The organism is Arthrobacter sp. ISL-65 (genome assembly GCF_018613795.1).
In the GTDB taxonomy this organism is placed as follows: domain Bacteria; phylum Actinomycetota; class Actinomycetes; order Actinomycetales; family Micrococcaceae; genus Arthrobacter.
Genome location: NZ_JAGGPN010000060.1, coordinates 1 through 15,382 on the forward strand (window position 1 = coordinate 1; position 15,382 = coordinate 15,382).

The window sequence follows — 15,382 nt, forward strand, 5'->3', positions numbered from 1 at the left end:
GGTCTGATGACACACACAGAACAAATCTTGCCGGTCTCCGGTCCGGCGGTGGTCGCGCACGCCAAGGGGGACCTGCGGATCGACGACGTCCCGCTGAAGGCCCCGGCGCCGGATGAGGCCGTCGTCGAGGTCCTGTACGGCGGGATTTGCGGGTCGGACCTGCATTACTGGCTGCACGGCGCGGCGGGCGAGTCGATCCTGAAGGCGCCGCTGGTGCTGGGCCATGAGATTTCCGGGCGCGTCGTCAAGGCCGCGGCGGACGGGACCGGACCGGCCGCGGGGACGCCGGTGGCGGTGCACCCGGCCACCCCCGGAGCGGGCACGGGCCCGGACGCGCCCCGGTATCCGGCGGAGAGGCCGAACCTGTCGCCGGGGTGCACGTACCTGGGGTCCGCGGCGAGGTATCCGCACACGGACGGGGCGTTCAGCAGGTAAGTGACCCTGCCGGTCCGGATGCTCCGGGCCCTGCCAGAGGACCTGGACCTGCGCACCGCCGCTTTGATCGAACCGGCGTCGGTGGCGTGGCATGCCGTGGCAAGGGCAGGGGACGTGGCCGGCAAAACCGCGCTCGTGATCGGGTCCGGCCCGATCGGGGCCTTGGCGGTCGCGGTCCTCAAACGCGCCGGCGCTGCCCGGATCGTCGCGGTGGACATGCACGCCAAACCTTTGGAGATCGCCACACAGGTGGGCGCGGACGAGGTCCTCAACGCCGCCGACGCCGAGGCGATCGCCAAGGTGCAGGCCGACGTCGTGATCGAATCCTCCGGGAACCACCTCGGCCTGGCCTCCGCGATCCAGGGCGCGGCCCGGGCCGGGACCGTGGTCCTGGTCGGGCTGCTGCCCACCGGCCCGCAGCCGGTCCTGATCTCCCTGGCCATCACCCGCGAACTGGACCTGCGCGGCTCGTTCCGGTTCAACGACGAAATCGACGAGGTCATCACCGCCCTCGCCGACGGCACCCTCAAGATCGGCCCGGTCATCACCCACGACTACCCCGTCACCGACGCCCTCGAAGCCTTCGACACCGCGCGCGACTCCGCCCAATCCGGCAAAGTCCTCCTCAACTTCGCCGGCTAGGGCCACGAACGGAAAGAACAACAATGATCACGAACCTGCCGCCCCTGGTTGTCATGGGCGTCTCCGGCTGCGGAAAGTCGACGGTCGGCGCGCTGCTGGGCGAGCGCCTGGGCGTTCCCTTCTTCGACGGGGATGACTTTCATCCGCCGGCCAACAAGGCCAAGATGGCAAGCGGCACGCCGCTAAACGACGAGGACAGGGCGCCGTGGCTCGCCGAGATCGGCGCCGCCCTGGCAACGCCCGGCGACGGAGCGGGCGCGCGCATCATCGCCTGCTCGGCGCTGAAGCGGAGCTACCGGGACCTGCTGCGCAGCTACGCACCTGACCTGGTGTTCATCCACCTTTCCGGCGAGGCCGCCACCATTTCGGGCCGGATCAGCGGCCGGGCGCACGAATACATGCCCAGCAGCCTCCTGGCTTCGCAGCTTGCGACGCTGGAGCCGCTGGGAACCGATGAGGCGCATATTCTTGTGGATATCCTCGGCGATCCGGCATCGCTGGTGGACAGCATCGTCCGCGGGCTGGAACTTTCCTAGCCCTACCTCTGGGGCAGGATCCCGGTGGCCGTGCCCTTGGCGAGCTTCACCTCGGTGTTGATGACTTCAACGGAGCATTGAAACTGCGCGTTGCAGCTTTGCAGAACGATGGTGGCCGCGGCCGTGCCTTCGTTGAACGCCATCACGTTGGGAACCACCCGGAGGGTGACGGTCTGGGCCTGCCTGGTGCAGCTGAGCTGTTCGTTTCCGATGCCGCCGGCTATCCGTCCATCGCTGACCCTTTGGGTGAGCTGGATGACGGGTACCGCGATGAGCAGGGTGGGATCGCTGTCGCAGACAAAGCTCACCGGAACATCGACGGCGGCGCCGTCGGCGACGAGGATTCCGGGTCCCGCGCTAACAAGCGTCGCGGGGGCTGCGTGGGCGGGGGCGGCGATGCCCATGAGGCCGGCGGCGAGAGCGACGGCGGCGAGGCGGCTTGTGGTGCCTAACATCAGGTTCTCCCTTTATCGGAAGCGTGGCGTCCTGCGTCGCCCGTGGCGTGCCAACGCGGCGAGCGGACGCCTGGAATTACGGGGCCATGATGGAACGCGTCATAGCCCCAGACGGCGGCGCCGTTTGGGGTGCCGCGCTGTACTGCCAGACATCCGGCGCGGCCGAAAGTCCGGCTGGCCGCACCATACTCACGTACCGGTTGCGCTGACAAGAGCCAAAAACAAAGGAAGCGGACGACGGCGGGAGGGCCCGCCGTCGTCCGCTTCCTTTTGTGGCTTATTGGTTAGTGCCAAAGCCCTAGTGCCACAGACCGAGGGCGAACTCCGCAATCACCGTGGACAACAGGAACGATGCGGTGACGGCCACCAGGCCCACCGGGATGATCTTCCAGCCGATGTTTTTCAGCAGCGGAATGTCCTTGCCCAAGGACAGGCCGGCGAGGGTCAGCATGACCGTGGCGATGGACAGGAAGTCGACCGACTTGATGGGCCCGGCGAGTGCTGCGGCGCCGAAGAACCACGGGCTGGAGATGTAGGCGCCGATGGTGGTGATGTAGACGATCGCCGAGATTTTCTTGGTGAGCTTGGCCAGGGCGATGCTGACCAGAACGAGGGCGAGCATGATTGCGTACCCGGCGACGATGGTCAGGCTGAATCCCTTGGCCGCCACCGAAGCGGTGCCGATGCCGAGGACGGTGAGGACAGAGAGGGAGAGCCACAGCGGCAGGTGCATGGCCGCTGACGATTCGGCCACCCGCTCACGGAACCGCCGGTTTTCCTCGGCCTGGGCTGCTTCCCGTGCGCTTTCAGGGCCGCCGAGCTCCGTTTCAGCAACGCGCTGCGTGGCGGCAGTGCTGCGTTGGGTGTCCGCATGCTGTGGTGGGGCGCCGGCCGTGACCGCAGCCTCTTCCCTGGTCTGCCTGCGGGTGAGGAACCGGTAGAAACGGTCCGCCAGCGGAAGGGCGAGGTAGATGCCGACGTAGACGCCGAGGATGGTGGTAATCAGGTTGGAGATGGCCGCCATGCCGAGGATGGCCTCCTGGTCGCCGGGGTAGGCGGCGATGATACTGGCGGAGGACGCTGCCATCATGGACCCGGACCCCACGCCTGCACCCATGGCCAGGGCAAGGGGGTCGAAGATCTTCCAGTTGGACACGAGGGAGGTCAGCAGCGTGATGTACACGGCGCCGAACAGGGTTCCGAAAACGTACATGGCCAGGACGCCGCGGTACTGGTCGGAGTCGGGGCCGTACTTTTCGGAGACCATGGCGAAGGACGGTTCCCGGTCAAGGGAGAACGTGGCACCGACCGTCGCCTTGCCCATCCGGAGCAGCACGGCCAGCGGGAGGGCCAGTGCAATGGTGCCCAGCAGGTGGCCCACCTCCTGCAGCAGCAGCGCCGGCCCTGCCTTGAGCAGGGTGGGAAGGCTGGGCCCGATGTTGAACGCCAGCCTGGCCACCAGGAGCAGCACGGCAACGCCGACCAGCGCGGCGGCGACCCGCTGCAGGTCCAGGCCCAGGGGCTTGAACTTTTGGACCGAGACCAGCAGCCCGAGGATGAGGCCCCAGACCATGGGGAAGATGACGATCACGCCGATGCCGACGTCGATCTTGGCCTGGCCGATCAGCTGGACCGCCAGGGCAATGACAAAGGCCAGTGCGGCGATGGGAAGCGTCAGCCGGGTACCAGCCCTGTCTGTCCGCACGGGTGTTGTGCTGGTGCTCATGAGGTGCCTTCCTGTGTGACCGTCTGAGCGCGGTAAGCCGCTTTGATCAGGCGTGCCCTTTCGGTGGGGGTGGTGGCCGCGGCGGCGACCGTCCAGGCCAGCGCGATGGCTGCCTCGGACATCACGGCGTAGGCCGCGGGGGAGTCTGCAAGTGCTGCAAAGCTGTGCGAGTGGATGGGCACGTCCGCACCGGGAATGCTGAGCCAGGGATGCAGGCTGGGGATGACCTGGGAGATGTTGCCCATGTCCGTGGAGCCGCCGCTGATGCCAGCCGAGGGGGAGGTGTCCTTGCCAAACACCACCATGGCTTCGGTCCAGTGCACCGCCAGGGCGTCGTCCTGGATCAGCGGTTCGTAGAGCGGCTCCGTATTCTCGATGGCCAGCGTGGTGCCGGTGGCCAGGGCGGCCCCCTCGAAGCAGCGGCGGACACGCTCGAGTAGCGCCTCGTATTCCTTCAGGGTGAAGGCCCTGCATTCAAACTCCACCACTGCCCGCTCCGGAATGATGTTGGTGACGTGACCGGCCTCTGCGACATACATTGCGATGCGGTGGTCGCCGGGAATTTGCTGGCGCAGCAGCCCGACGGCTACCTGGCTCAGCACGGCGGCGTCCGCGGCGTTCACGCCCTGGTGCGGGGCTGCCGCGGCGTGGGCTGCCTGTCCGGTGAACGTCGCCCGGTACCGGCCGACGGCCTGGGCGCTGGTGCCCGCGGGGTTGTAGGTTACCCCGTCCTGGACCGGATGGACCATGAGGGCGAGGCTGACGCCGTCGAACGCGCCGCATTCCAGCAGCAGCGCCTTGCCGCCGCCGTGTTCCTCCGCCGGCGTCCCGATGGCCTTCAGGGTGATGCCTAATTCATCCACGAAGGGCTGCAGGGCCAGGGCGGCACCCACGGAGGTGCCGGCGATCAGGTTGTGCCCGCACGCGTGTCCGATGTCCGGGAGTGCGTCGTATTCCACGCACAGCGCAACCGTCAGGTCGCCGCTGCCGGCGGTGGCGGTGAAGGCCGTGGGAAGGCCGCCCGTGCCGCGTTCCACCTCGAAGCCGCCCTCGGCCAGCAGGTCTGCAACCGCTTCGGCCGAGCGGACCTCCTCGAAGGACACCTCCTTGAATGCGTGGATCTGGTGTGCCATTTCCTGCACCCGCGGTTTCCACCTGCTGACCCCCTCGGCAAGTGCCGTGCGCAGGGCGGAAGTTTCTGTCAGTTCCATGAACAATGCCTGCCCTAGTAGGAGAGGGACGGGAAGGGGGCGCCCGCTGCACGGGTCGGCACCCAGATGGCCTTGGTCTGCGTGTACTCGTCCAGGACGCCCGGGCCGGAGGAGCGGCCGTGGCCAGAGTCCCCGAAGCCGCCGAACGGAACAGCCACGTGGATGGTCTTGTAGGAGTTGATCCAGAACGTGCCGGCCTTCACCTGGCGTGCCACGTGGTGGGCGCGTGAGACATCGGAGGTCCACACCGCGCCGGCCAGGCCGAAGTTCGTGTTGTTGGCCCGGGCGATCGCTTCAGCCTCCGTGTCGAAGGCATCGGCCCCGACGACGGGCCCGAAGACCTCCGTGGTTTCCAGCCTGTTCTGCGGCGTCACGCCGTCGAGCAGGGTGGGCATGACCCAGTGGCCGCCGGCCAGCGGTGACCCGGCCAGAGTGTCGGGAAGCGTTCCGCCCGTGACCCGGCGTCCGCCGTCGTTCATTCCTGCCTCGATCAGGGAGGTGACGGTGGCGAACTGCTGGGCCGTGATGATGGGGCCCACCTCGGTGTCCGCGCTCAGCGGGTCGCCGACCCGCAGCCGGGCGGCTTTGTGTGCGACCAGCTCCACGAACTGGGCGTGCACGCTGCGCTCCACCAGGAGCCGCGATCCGGCCACGCATGACTGCCCGGCGCCGGAGAAGATCGCCGCGATGGCGCCGTCGGCGGCCCGTTCCAGATCCGCGTCCGCGAAAACGATGTTGGCGCTCTTGCCGCCGAGTTCCAGCAGGGCGGGAATGCCGGCCTGTGCGGCCGCGACGGCCACCCGGCGCCCGGTGGGGACGGAGCCGATGAAACTGACCTTGCCGACGCGCCGGTCGCTGGTGAGCGCGGCACCCACGGTCTGGCCCAGCCCCGCCGCCACGTTGAACACACCTGCCGGCAGGCCGGCCTCGTGCGCCAGCTGGGCGAGGCGGATGGTGGAGGCCGGCGTGAATTCGCTGGGCTTGATGATCACGGCGTTGCCCGCGGCCAGCGGTGCGGCGGAGTTCCAGCCGGCGGTGAACAGTGGCGCGTTCCACGGGGTGATGGCGACGACGACGCCCCAGGGCACACGTTCGGTGTAGGTGTGCCAGGGGCCGGGAACGGGGATAGTCTGGCCGGTCAGCTTGTCTGCCCAGCCCGCGTAATAGCCGAACATCTCGGCCACCTTGGCGGCCTCCACCCGGGCGTCGCGGATGGGCTTCCCGGTGGTGGCTGACTCGAGGATGGCCAGCTCCTCCGCGTGCGCTTCCACGGTGCGGCTGACGTTGCGAAGGATGGCGGCCCGTTCGAACCCGTTCATTTCGCCCCAGGTTTTCGCCCCGGCGACTGAGCTCTCCAGGATGGCGTTGGCGCCCTCGGTGCCGGGGTCGGCGTAGGTGGCGAACGGTTCGCCGGTGGCGGCTGCGGTGAGGGTGACGTTCTCGCCGCTGCCGGGGACGGTCCTGCCGTCAAGGAATGCCCCCAGGCCCGCGGGGAATGCTGCGTCCAGGACGGCCCGTGCGGTGGCCGCTGACGAGGAGGTGGGTGCTGTGGCGGTGCTCAATGTATTGGTCCTCTGGTTGTCTTATTAAGGGAGCCGTCAGGCGACGGCGGTGGTGTCGTCTCTATTGCCGGGCGCTCCGGCGGGGGTGATGGCCGGGGCAACAGTCCGCGCGATCTCGGTGAAATCCGCGCGCGGCCCGAGGACGGCCAGGGCTTTCTGCCATTGGCCGGCGACGGCGGCCAGCAGCGCCGGGTTTTCGCCGATCTGGGCAGCGACGTCGACGGCGAGGGCGGCGTCGCGTGCCATGAGCCCAAGCGAAAAACCGGAATCGTGGGTTCCGGAGAGCACCCAGTTGGGGTACATGTTCGCGGAGACCTTGCTGCCGCCGGAGGCTTCGCTGATGCTTGCTGCCGCCTTGGCCGGATCGATGCCGTAGGCGTTGGCGACACCCAGGGCCTCGCCGACCGAGACCAGGTTGGCCGCCGCCAGGACGTTGTTGAGGAGTTTGACGACGTTGCCGCTGCCGGGTCCGCCGATGTGGTTGTACTTGCCGCCGGTGAGTGCCAGCAGAACGGGTTCGGCGGCGGCAAGGGCCGCGTCCGTTGCTCCGACAAAGGCGCTCAGGGTTCCGGTTGATGCGCCGTCGCGGCCGCCGGAGACCGGGGCATCAACGAACGCTGCGCCTTGCGCTTCGGCGAGTTCGGCCATCTGCTTGCTCGTTGCCGGTTCGGAGGTGGTGGTGTCAATGATCGCGACGGTTCCCGGTGATGCCAGGAGTTGGGGAACGGTGGACTCCACGACGCTGGCCGCGGGCAGCGAGAGCACCGCGTATGGGGTGCCAACGAGATCTTCCAGGCTGCCGGTGGTGGCGATGCCGGCGTCGGACGCGGCGGTCCGCGCTGCCTCGGAGGGGTCGAAGCCGGTGACCTCCCAGCCGGCCTTGTGGAGTGTGGCTGCCATCGCCCCGCCCATGGAGCCGAGGCCGATGACGGCGATGCGGCGGTCGGTGCTGGTGTTCATGAAGTTGCTCCTGGAAGAAGGTGTGTGGTGTGCAGTTGACGGAGCTGCAGGTCAGTCGAGGTAGATGTCGAGGTCTTTCCACAGCTGCTGGGTGCGGCGGATGGCTGCCCGGCTGCGCTCCGGGTGGGCGGCCTCCATGCCCGCAAGCAGGCCGTAGACCAGCGAGTTTGCTGCGGTGACCGATTGGAAGAAGGAGATGCCCTCCGAGGCCACCACCAGAAGGTGGTCGGCGACGGCTGCCAGGCGGCCGCGGCGCATGTCGCTGATGGCGATGACCTTCGCGCCAGCCTGTTTCGCGGCTTCTGCGGTGACGATGATCTGCCGCATGGAGCGCCACATGTTGATCACCACCAGGACGTCGCCCGGACCAAGGGCGTTGACGCTGGAGGCGAGGTGGACCGCGCCGCGGTTCTCCAGCGTGATGGGGTACCCCATGGTCGAGCCCAGATGCGCCATCACGCTGGCGGGGCCGGCGAAGGAGCCCAGACCGACGACGGTGATGGACTTGGCCGCGGCCATTGCTGCTATGGCTGCCTCGGCTTCGTCGGCCGTGTTGGAGTCCAGGGTAAGGCGCAGGTTTTCGATGTCGTGGTTGAGCGCGTCGTGCAGGGGACTGCGGTGTTCCCCGTGCTCGGTCAGGGTGTCCTCGGTGGAGATCATGACCAGGTAACGGGACCGCAGTTCCCGCTGGAGATCCGGCCAGCCGCGGTAGCCCAGGTGCTGGGCAGCGCGGACCACAGTCGAATTGTTGACGTCCGCCCGCTGCGCGATTTCGGCGATGTCTGAATACGAGGAGAGCTGCGGGTTGCGCGCAATCACGTCGACCACCCGGCTCTGGGCCTTGGACAGCGGAACATCGGGAAGCGCGTCGCCGAGCCACGCATGTGAAGCGGCGGCGCCAGTTCCTGTGCTGGCTTCCACGCCGGCCGTGCTGGAGTTCAAGTGCAAGCTCTTTCTGTAAGGGGTTTTTCTGTCACGCCGGTCACTCTGCAAGAATCTTTGCATTCAATGTACTCTGCAATTTCCTTTGCGAAAAGGGTTTTTGGTTTTGGGCCTGTAAACCTCGGTCCGATGGTCCATTGCGGCGGTGGCGGGACCGCGTCACCATGAAGGTATGACCACCGAAATACCGGGTGCCGGGGAGCTGAACCTGCCGCAGGCGTTCCTCCTTCTGGCGACGAATGATAAGGACGGCGAGCCGGAAGTGCCGCCGAGCGTACTCAAGGCCGGCCTCTCCGGGGCAATCCTGGCCGAGCTGGACCTGCTGGGCGCAATCCAGCTGCAGGGGAAATACGTTCGGGCCACCGGAGCCCCTCCGCAATCCGACTTCCAGCACCAGTGGGAGCTGATCCACGACAAGTCACGGCCGCACAGCCCGCGGCGGTGGGTTGCCATGCTGGAAAGCCGCGCCGAACTGCACCGTGTTTATGAGGGCATGGCGGCTCTCGGCGTCGTAGCTCATGTGGGCGAAAAGCATCTTGGCGTCTTCAGGACCACGCGCTACCCGGAGAAGGACCATGCTCCGGAAGCGGCACTTCTGGCGAGGATCGAAAGCCTACTCAACGGATCGGCGTCGGACGCCAGAACCGCCGCACTGATTGGACTGCTGCACGCGGCAGGGCTGATGGACAAGCTTTTCCCGGGCGCCGGTCCTGCCCGGCTCAGGGAATTGACCGGTGACCACTGGCCTTCCCGTGCGGTGCGGGACGAACTTCGGATGATCAGGCTTGCGGAGGCAGAAGCCGCCACCTAGCAAGATACTTGCAGGGAATCCGGCCTGCTGATTTACTTCCTGCACGGTTCCCTATGCAAACGGGTCCGAGCGCTTGCGCGCTGCCATCGGGGGAGCACCTGTCGGAGGGGTTATGGCTGGGGAACATCGCGACGATTTAGTGATGCAATCGCTGCTGCTGGACGAGATCGGCCAATCGGTCATCGGCATGGACGGCGACTGGCGAATTACGTACTGGAACCGCGCATCGGAGCGCCTGTACGGGTTCAGCCCGGACAAGGTTCTGGGAGCGAAGATCACGGACCTGGGAATCGTAGGCGATGCTGACGCGCGGGGCGGGGGCGCCACGGACCGGGAAATAGCGAACAGGGTGGCCGGCGGCGGGGACTGGGCCGGCGAACTGTGGGTGCGTCACAGCACAGGCCGGGAGTTCCCGGTCCACGCGACAGTCAGCCGTATCCGAGGCCGGCACACGGTGCCCGTGGCCGTGGTGGCGATCTCGAAAGACATCACCGACCGGAAGCACACGGAGGCCATCCTGCGCCGGCTCTCAGCGATGGTCGAGTCCTCCGGCGATGGCATTATCGGGGCGGACCTCACCGGGAAGATCACCAGCTGGAATGCCGGGGCTGCAAGGATGCTCGGCTGGAGCTCCTGGGAAGCTGTGGGACAAAGCCACCGGCTGCTGACCGCCGACGACGGCGCGTTTTTCGGGACGGAGGTCACCGCCCGTTCAGGGAGCGGGGCGTTCGTCACCGGAGTGGAGGCGCGGTGGCAGTGCAAGGACGGGTCGGTCATCGACGTCGAACTGACAGTGTCTCCTGTCTACGACCAGGACGGCGTCCAGGTGGGGGCATCCGCCATTGCCAGGGACATCACGGAGATCCAGCGCCTGAAAGCCGCGGCTGAGGCGGAGCGCGAGCGGCTATTGGCCGCCCAGGAGATGGCGCATGTTGGAAGCGTCGAGCACACGGTTGTGACTGGGGAGACGTGGCACTCGGAGGAGTTCGGCCGGATTCTGGGGCTGTCCGCGGAGGACCGGAAGGACCGGGAGTCCATCCTGGCGCTGACGCACCCCGAGGACAGGGACCGCGTTCGCCAAGTCTGGAAGAGCCTGGACGGCGGGCTCGGCTTCGCGGACTTCGAATACAGGATCCTCAGGCCCAGCGGCGAACAGCGCTGGCTGCACTCACGGATCCGCACCATGAACAATGCGGACGGCAAGCCCGTACGGTTCATGGACACTGTCCTGGACATCACCGACAGGAAGAACGCTGAACAGATCCTGGAGTGGCAGGCGCGCCATGATGCCCTGACCGGCCTGCCTAACAGGTACATGGTCACCGAAGTCCTTCAGGATTTCCTGGACCGGGCGGCCCAGCCCGTGGTGATGTTCGTCGACGTCGACCGTTTCAAACTGATCAATGACGGCATCGGTCACGGCGCCGGGGACACAATTCTGGTACTGCTGGGTGAACGGCTGAAGGCCGCCGTCCGGGACGGCGACACCGTGGGCCGGTTCGGAGGTGACGAATTCGTGGTGATCTGCGAGAACCTCCAGATGTGCGGAGCCCAGGGCCTGGCCGAACGGATTAAAGAGGCGACCCGGCAACCTTTCGATGTGGACGGCCGGCAGATTTACCTCAATGTCAGCGTCGGCATCGCCCTTGCCGAAGCAGAGGACACCGCAGAATCCATGCTGCAGGGAGCGGACGCCGCCATGTACCGGGCCAAATCCGCCGGCGGGGATTCGTCAGCGATTTACGACGTGCGCATGAGCGGCAGGGCTACGGGACGCCTGGACCTGGAGTCGGATCTGCGGCTTGCCTTGGAGCGCAATGAGCTGTCTTTGAACTATCAGCCGATCATTGACGTTTCTACTGAGGGCGCCGTCGGCTTCGAGGCGCTGCTGCGTTGGCACCACCGTGAACACGGCCCGATCATGCCCGACGCCTTCATCCCCATTGCCGAGGAGACGGGCCTTATCCTGCCGATCGGCACCTGGGTGCTCGGCGAAGCGCTGCGCCAGGTGCAGCAGTGGCGCACGCAGCTTCCGGGGGCGGAGAACTTCACGGCGGCAGTGAACATCTCCGGCCGCCAGCTCGTGGCCGACGATTTTCCCGGCGTCGTGGAGGCGGCCATCCGCGACACCGGTATTGACCCGAGGGCCGTCCACCTGGAAATCACCGAGACGGTGCTCATGGACCAGCCGGACCTGCCCAAGGAAACCCTGCAGCGACTGGCCCGCCTTGGGGTGGGCCTTTCTATCGACGACTTCGGCACCGGCTACTCGTCGCTCAGCTACCTCAAGTGGCTCTCGGCCCGCACCCTCAAAATCGACCGCACCTTTGTCGAGGAGCTGGGGACCGACCCGCACGGGGCCACGATCATCGAACTGGTCCTTGGCATGGCCGAGAGCCTGCGGCTTGACGTGGTGGCCGAAGGCGTGGAGACCGCCGTTCAGCTGAGCGAACTCCGCCGGCTGGGTGTGCGCCTCGCGCAGGGTTACCTGTGGAGCAAGCCGCTGCCGGCAGAGCGGATCCCAGCCTGGCTGCAGTCTCACCCGGCCAAGCGTCCAGCGAGGATTTCCCTGCCCCGGGTCGGCTGATTGGGGAGAGTTTTTGTACAGATAATGGCCGCTAAACGCCCCTCAAGTCGCGGCAAGTGGACAGAAACTCGCCTCCCACAGCGGGTGTAGATTTGCAGCATGGAGGCCCGCAAACGAAACCGCCGCTGGTTGATCGCAGCCGCTGTAGGGGCCGCCGTGCTGGCGCTGGGACTCGCGTTGTTCAAGCCGTGGCTTCTGTTTGTCGACGTGCGGGTGGATGAACAGATTCCCACGGTTGCGGCTTCGGCGGAGCAACCTCAACCGGCCCCTTCCGCCACCTCGAAGCCGCCCTCCGGTCCGATTCAACTTGCCGCGGGCTCGCTCATCAGCCACGAACACGCCACCACAGGAACCGTCAGGATCATTCAGGAGCCCGGCGGGAAGCGCGTTCTGACTCTGGAAAATCTCGACACTTCCAACGGTCCGGATGTGCACGTCTGGCTCAGCGCCGCGGACGTCGTGGAGGGAACAGCCGGATGGTTCACCGCCGGTTCCGCCGAACACTTTGACCTGGGCATGATCAAGGGAAACCAGGGCAACCAGGTCTACGCGATCCCCGACGACGTCGACCTGGCCAAGTACAGGTCCGTCGATCTGTGGTGCGTCCAATTCAGTGTTTCCTTCGGAGCGGCCCAGCTCGCCAAGTGACAGTCACCGGCCTGATAGCCGACGGCGGGTGGTCCCGCCGTCGTCCTCCTTCACTTGGAGTATTTGTACAGATATTGGCCGCTAAACGCCCTTGAAGTCGCGACAAATGGACAAAAACTCCATGATGGTGAGGTGGTGTGAGGCGCGGTTAGAGGTGCGCGGCGAGGTGCTCGCCTACTGCGAAGGCCCGGGTGATGGCCGAGCCCAGGGTTGCTCCGCCGCCGGGATAGTTGTTGCGGAAAACGCCCGCGGAGACGTTGCCTGCCGCGTAGAGCCCGGGGATGGGCTGCCGGTGCCGGTCAAGGACGCGGCCGTTGAAGTCAGTGTCCAGTCCGCCGGAGGTTCCCAGCACGCCGGCGGAAATCCGGACCGCGTAAAACGGCGCAGTCGTCAAAGGCGCCAGGCACGGGTTGGGCGTGTTGGCTGCGTCGCCGAGGAAGCGGTCCTGGGGCGTCGCCCCGCGGTGGAATTCAGTGTCCACTCCATTCGAGGCGTCGGCGTTGAACCTGGCCACCGTGGCGGCCAGCCCGGCCGGGTCCATCCCGACCATGCCGGCCAGCTCCTCCAGCGACTCCGCGGCCGTCATCCAGTCAGCCGGAGTACCTGCGGCCGAACCGGCCACCGGGTACTTCGACAGATACGCCGCGTCGAACACCAGCCACGCCGGGTTGTTCTGCTGCCGGCCGGTCAGCGGGTCAACGGAGGCGAACACGCGGCTGGCATCGTGGTAGTTCAGCGCCTCATTGACGAAGCGCTTCCCGGCCGCATTCACGGTGATGGAGCCGGGCAGTGTCATCTCCACGTTCCCCATCCGGCCGGACCGCACGCCGTCGTACTCGTGGGCGGCCTCGGAAATCACAGGGACTCCCCAGATCGCGGTCATGTCCGCCACGGCGGCGCCGGCCTTCAGCCCCAGCTCCAGCCCGTCGCCCTCATTGGACGGCGCGCTGATGGGCGTCACCGGAAACGGCAGGAACGCCTGGCGGAGCCTCGGGTTCCATTCGAAGCCGCCCGAAGCGAGCACGACGGCGGCCGCGGACACGGTCCTGCCGGCTGCGCCGCCGCCGAGGGTCACCGTCCAACGGTCATCCTCGCGGGCCAGGTCCTCGACCGGCGCAGAGGCGGCGATCTCCACGCCGCGGTCCAGCGCGCTCGCCAGCAGCGACCCCACCAGGGCGCCGCCCATGGTCCGCACGCCCGTGGCGGCACGCCGGGCCAGCAGCTCCGGATCCGCCGCCCGGCCGTTGAGCCGGTCGCGTTCGGTCATGGTCAGCAGCGGAAAGTACGACGACGGCCGGATCGCCTCCGCGAGGCCCGGGTACCCCGACGGGTCGAAGGCGCCGTTGTCCAGGCCGCGTCCGCCGTCGGCCGCCCCGGGCCATTCCATGTGGTAATCCGGGCGGGAGATCGGTGTCAGCGAAAGCCGGGTTTCCCCGTCGAGATAGGCGACGGCGCGCGGCGCCGTCCGGACGTACCACTCTACTTCCGCGGGGGTCAGCACGTGTCCGGCGGCCTCGGTGAGGTACGCGACCCCGTCCTCATGGCTGTCCCGGAAGCCGGCCTGTCCGGCCAGATGGTTGTTCGGTGCCCACATCACGCCGCCTCCGGCTGCCGTGGTGCCGCCGAGCAGTGGTGCCTTCTCGGCAACCAGCACCCTCAGCCCGGCATCGGCTGCCCGGATCGCCGCGACCAGGCCCGCTGCGCCGCTGCCCGCCACCACAACGTCGTAGGTGCCCGAGATGTTTCCGGCGGGGGTGAGCAGAGGGGCCGGCTCGCCGCTCACGATTCTGCCCCGGTGAGGGTGGCCCCCGCGTGCGTAGTCTGCGCGGCCGGCATGTCCACCACAATCTTCCCCACCGGCTCGGTACGGCTGCGCATCAGTTCAAAGGCCTGCTGCAGGTTTTCGAAGGCGAACCGGTGCGTCATCAGGGTGCGGGCCTGGTCCCGGTGCCGGGCCAGCAGTTCCAGTCCTGCCGGGATGAGGTTCAGGCTGTTCCGGCTGCCCAGCAGGTCGATCTCCTTGAAGGGGATGGCGTTCATCGGAACGGAGGCGGTCCGCGCGGAAATCCCCACCTGCACGACCCGTCCGGCACTCGCCACCAGGCGCACGGCCGTCTCCAGCGAGGACGGAACGCCCGTGGCCTCGATGACCAGCTCCGGCCCGGATGAATCCGTCAGCGCATCCAGCCGGATGGCCTGGCTGGCGCCAAGGAAGTCAGCACGGGGATCCACCAGCAGCGTCTCCACGGCGCCGAATGTAGAGGCCAGCTCCAGCCGGTCCGGCTCCGTGTCGGCGCAGACAACCCGCACGCCGAGATCCGTCAGGTACAGCGCGGCGAGCAGCCCGATCGGACCGCTGCCCAGCACCAGGGCCGTTTCCCCCGGCGAGGGCCGGCCCCGGTTCACCGCCTGCATGGCGATGGACGCGGGCTCGGCCATTGCGGCCAGGTCCAGTTCCAACCCCTCCGGCACAGGACAGAGCTTGTCCACCGGGACGCTGATCAGCTCCACGAGCGCGCCGTCCGAATAGCAGCCGATGCAGCCGATGTTCTCGCAGACGTTGAACCGGCCCAGCCGGCACGGCCGGCACTGTCCGCAGTAGACCATCGGGCTGACCGCAACGCGGTCACCGGTGCGGATGCCGGCGTCGTTGTTTCCAATGGCCTCCACGATGCCGGCGAATTCATGGCCCTGGATGACGGGCAGCCCGGCCGGGTAGTCGTCCTCCCAAATGTGCAGGTCCGTGCCGCACAGGGTGACGTTGTGGACCCGGACCAGGGCGTGGCCCGGCTCGAGGGCCGGCTCCGGAACGTCCTGGTACCTGATGGTCTCCTTGGCGACGGTGCGGGCGATCAGCATGATGCGCT

Annotated in this window: 12 protein-coding genes and 1 pseudogene; 5 read left to right on the top strand and 8 right to left on the bottom strand. The window is 67.3% G+C overall.

Annotated elements, in window-relative coordinates; translation table 11 throughout:
* Positions 1–6 precede the first annotated feature (6 nt).
* Together J7I85_RS22620 and J7I85_RS22625 are read left to right on the top strand one after the other, a co-directional pair.
* Positions 7–1,077, top strand: a pseudogene (locus J7I85_RS22620) (L-idonate 5-dehydrogenase).
* Positions 1,078–1,100: 23 nt separating this feature from the next.
* Entirely contained in the window at positions 1,101–1,613 is a 513-nt protein-coding gene (locus J7I85_RS22625) for a gluconokinase (RefSeq protein ID WP_214857577.1), read from the top strand.
* 2 nt (positions 1,614–1,615) lie between these two features.
* On the opposite strand, the gene J7I85_RS22630 is transcribed toward J7I85_RS22625, so the two are convergent.
* The 6 genes from J7I85_RS22630 to J7I85_RS22655 form a co-directional block, all read right to left on the bottom strand.
* Positions 1,616–2,068, bottom strand: a complete 453-nt coding sequence (locus J7I85_RS22630) for a hypothetical protein (protein ID WP_214857584.1) — start codon at positions 2,066–2,068, stop codon at positions 1,616–1,618.
* Between the two features lie 298 nt (positions 2,069–2,366).
* Entirely contained in the window at positions 2,367–3,794 is a 1,428-nt protein-coding gene (locus tag J7I85_RS22635; RefSeq protein ID WP_214857586.1) for a DUF3100 domain-containing protein, read from the bottom strand.
* Positions 3,791–5,005 carry an amidohydrolase gene (locus J7I85_RS22640; RefSeq protein WP_214857588.1) on the bottom strand — a complete coding sequence of 405 codons (1,215 nt, stop codon included), beginning with the start codon at positions 5,003–5,005 and terminating at the stop codon, positions 3,791–3,793. Before J7I85_RS22640 ends, J7I85_RS22635 begins: the two co-directional genes overlap by 4 nt.
* A gap of 14 nt (positions 5,006–5,019) precedes the next feature.
* Entirely contained in the window at positions 5,020–6,567 is a 1,548-nt protein-coding gene (locus J7I85_RS22645; protein WP_214857590.1) for an aldehyde dehydrogenase, read from the bottom strand.
* A 36-nt stretch (positions 6,568–6,603) separates the two neighbouring features.
* Positions 6,604–7,527 (bottom strand): NAD(P)-dependent oxidoreductase, encoded by a 924-nt coding sequence (locus J7I85_RS22650; protein WP_214857592.1) that lies wholly within the window; start codon positions 7,525–7,527, stop codon positions 6,604–6,606.
* 51 nt (positions 7,528–7,578) lie between these two features.
* Positions 7,579–8,469: a MurR/RpiR family transcriptional regulator gene (locus J7I85_RS22655; protein ID WP_214857594.1), complete on the bottom strand. Its 891-nt coding sequence runs from the start codon at positions 8,467–8,469 to the stop codon at positions 7,579–7,581.
* A 172-nt stretch (positions 8,470–8,641) separates the two neighbouring features.
* Here J7I85_RS22655 and J7I85_RS22660 point away from each other — a divergent pair, with 172 nt between their 5' ends.
* The 3 genes from J7I85_RS22660 to J7I85_RS22670 all read left to right on the top strand — a co-directional run bounded on the left by J7I85_RS22660 (position 8,642) and on the right by J7I85_RS22670 (position 12,515).
* A complete protein-coding gene (locus J7I85_RS22660) occupies positions 8,642–9,280 on the top strand; it encodes a GPP34 family phosphoprotein (protein ID WP_214857596.1) in 639 nt (212 codons plus the stop codon).
* 142 nt (positions 9,281–9,422) lie between these two features.
* Positions 9,423–11,867, top strand: coding sequence for an EAL domain-containing protein (locus tag J7I85_RS22665; RefSeq protein ID WP_251024727.1), 2,445 nt, complete (start codon positions 9,423–9,425; stop codon positions 11,865–11,867).
* 99 nt (positions 11,868–11,966) lie between these two features.
* Positions 11,967–12,515 carry a DM13 domain-containing protein gene (locus J7I85_RS22670; RefSeq protein WP_214857601.1) on the top strand — a complete coding sequence of 183 codons (549 nt, stop codon included), beginning with the start codon at positions 11,967–11,969 and terminating at the stop codon, positions 12,513–12,515.
* A gap of 148 nt (positions 12,516–12,663) precedes the next feature.
* Here the strand turns inward: J7I85_RS22670 and J7I85_RS22675 are convergent, their stop codons facing one another.
* A complete protein-coding gene (locus J7I85_RS22675) occupies positions 12,664–14,298 on the bottom strand; it encodes an FAD-dependent oxidoreductase (protein WP_308159623.1) in 1,635 nt (544 codons plus the stop codon).
* Positions 14,295–15,374 (bottom strand): alcohol dehydrogenase catalytic domain-containing protein, encoded by a 1,080-nt coding sequence (locus J7I85_RS22680; RefSeq protein ID WP_214857603.1) that lies wholly within the window; start codon positions 15,372–15,374, stop codon positions 14,295–14,297. The genes J7I85_RS22675 and J7I85_RS22680 overlap by 4 nt, the downstream gene beginning before the upstream one ends.
* Between the last annotated feature and the right edge of the window lie 8 nt (positions 15,375–15,382).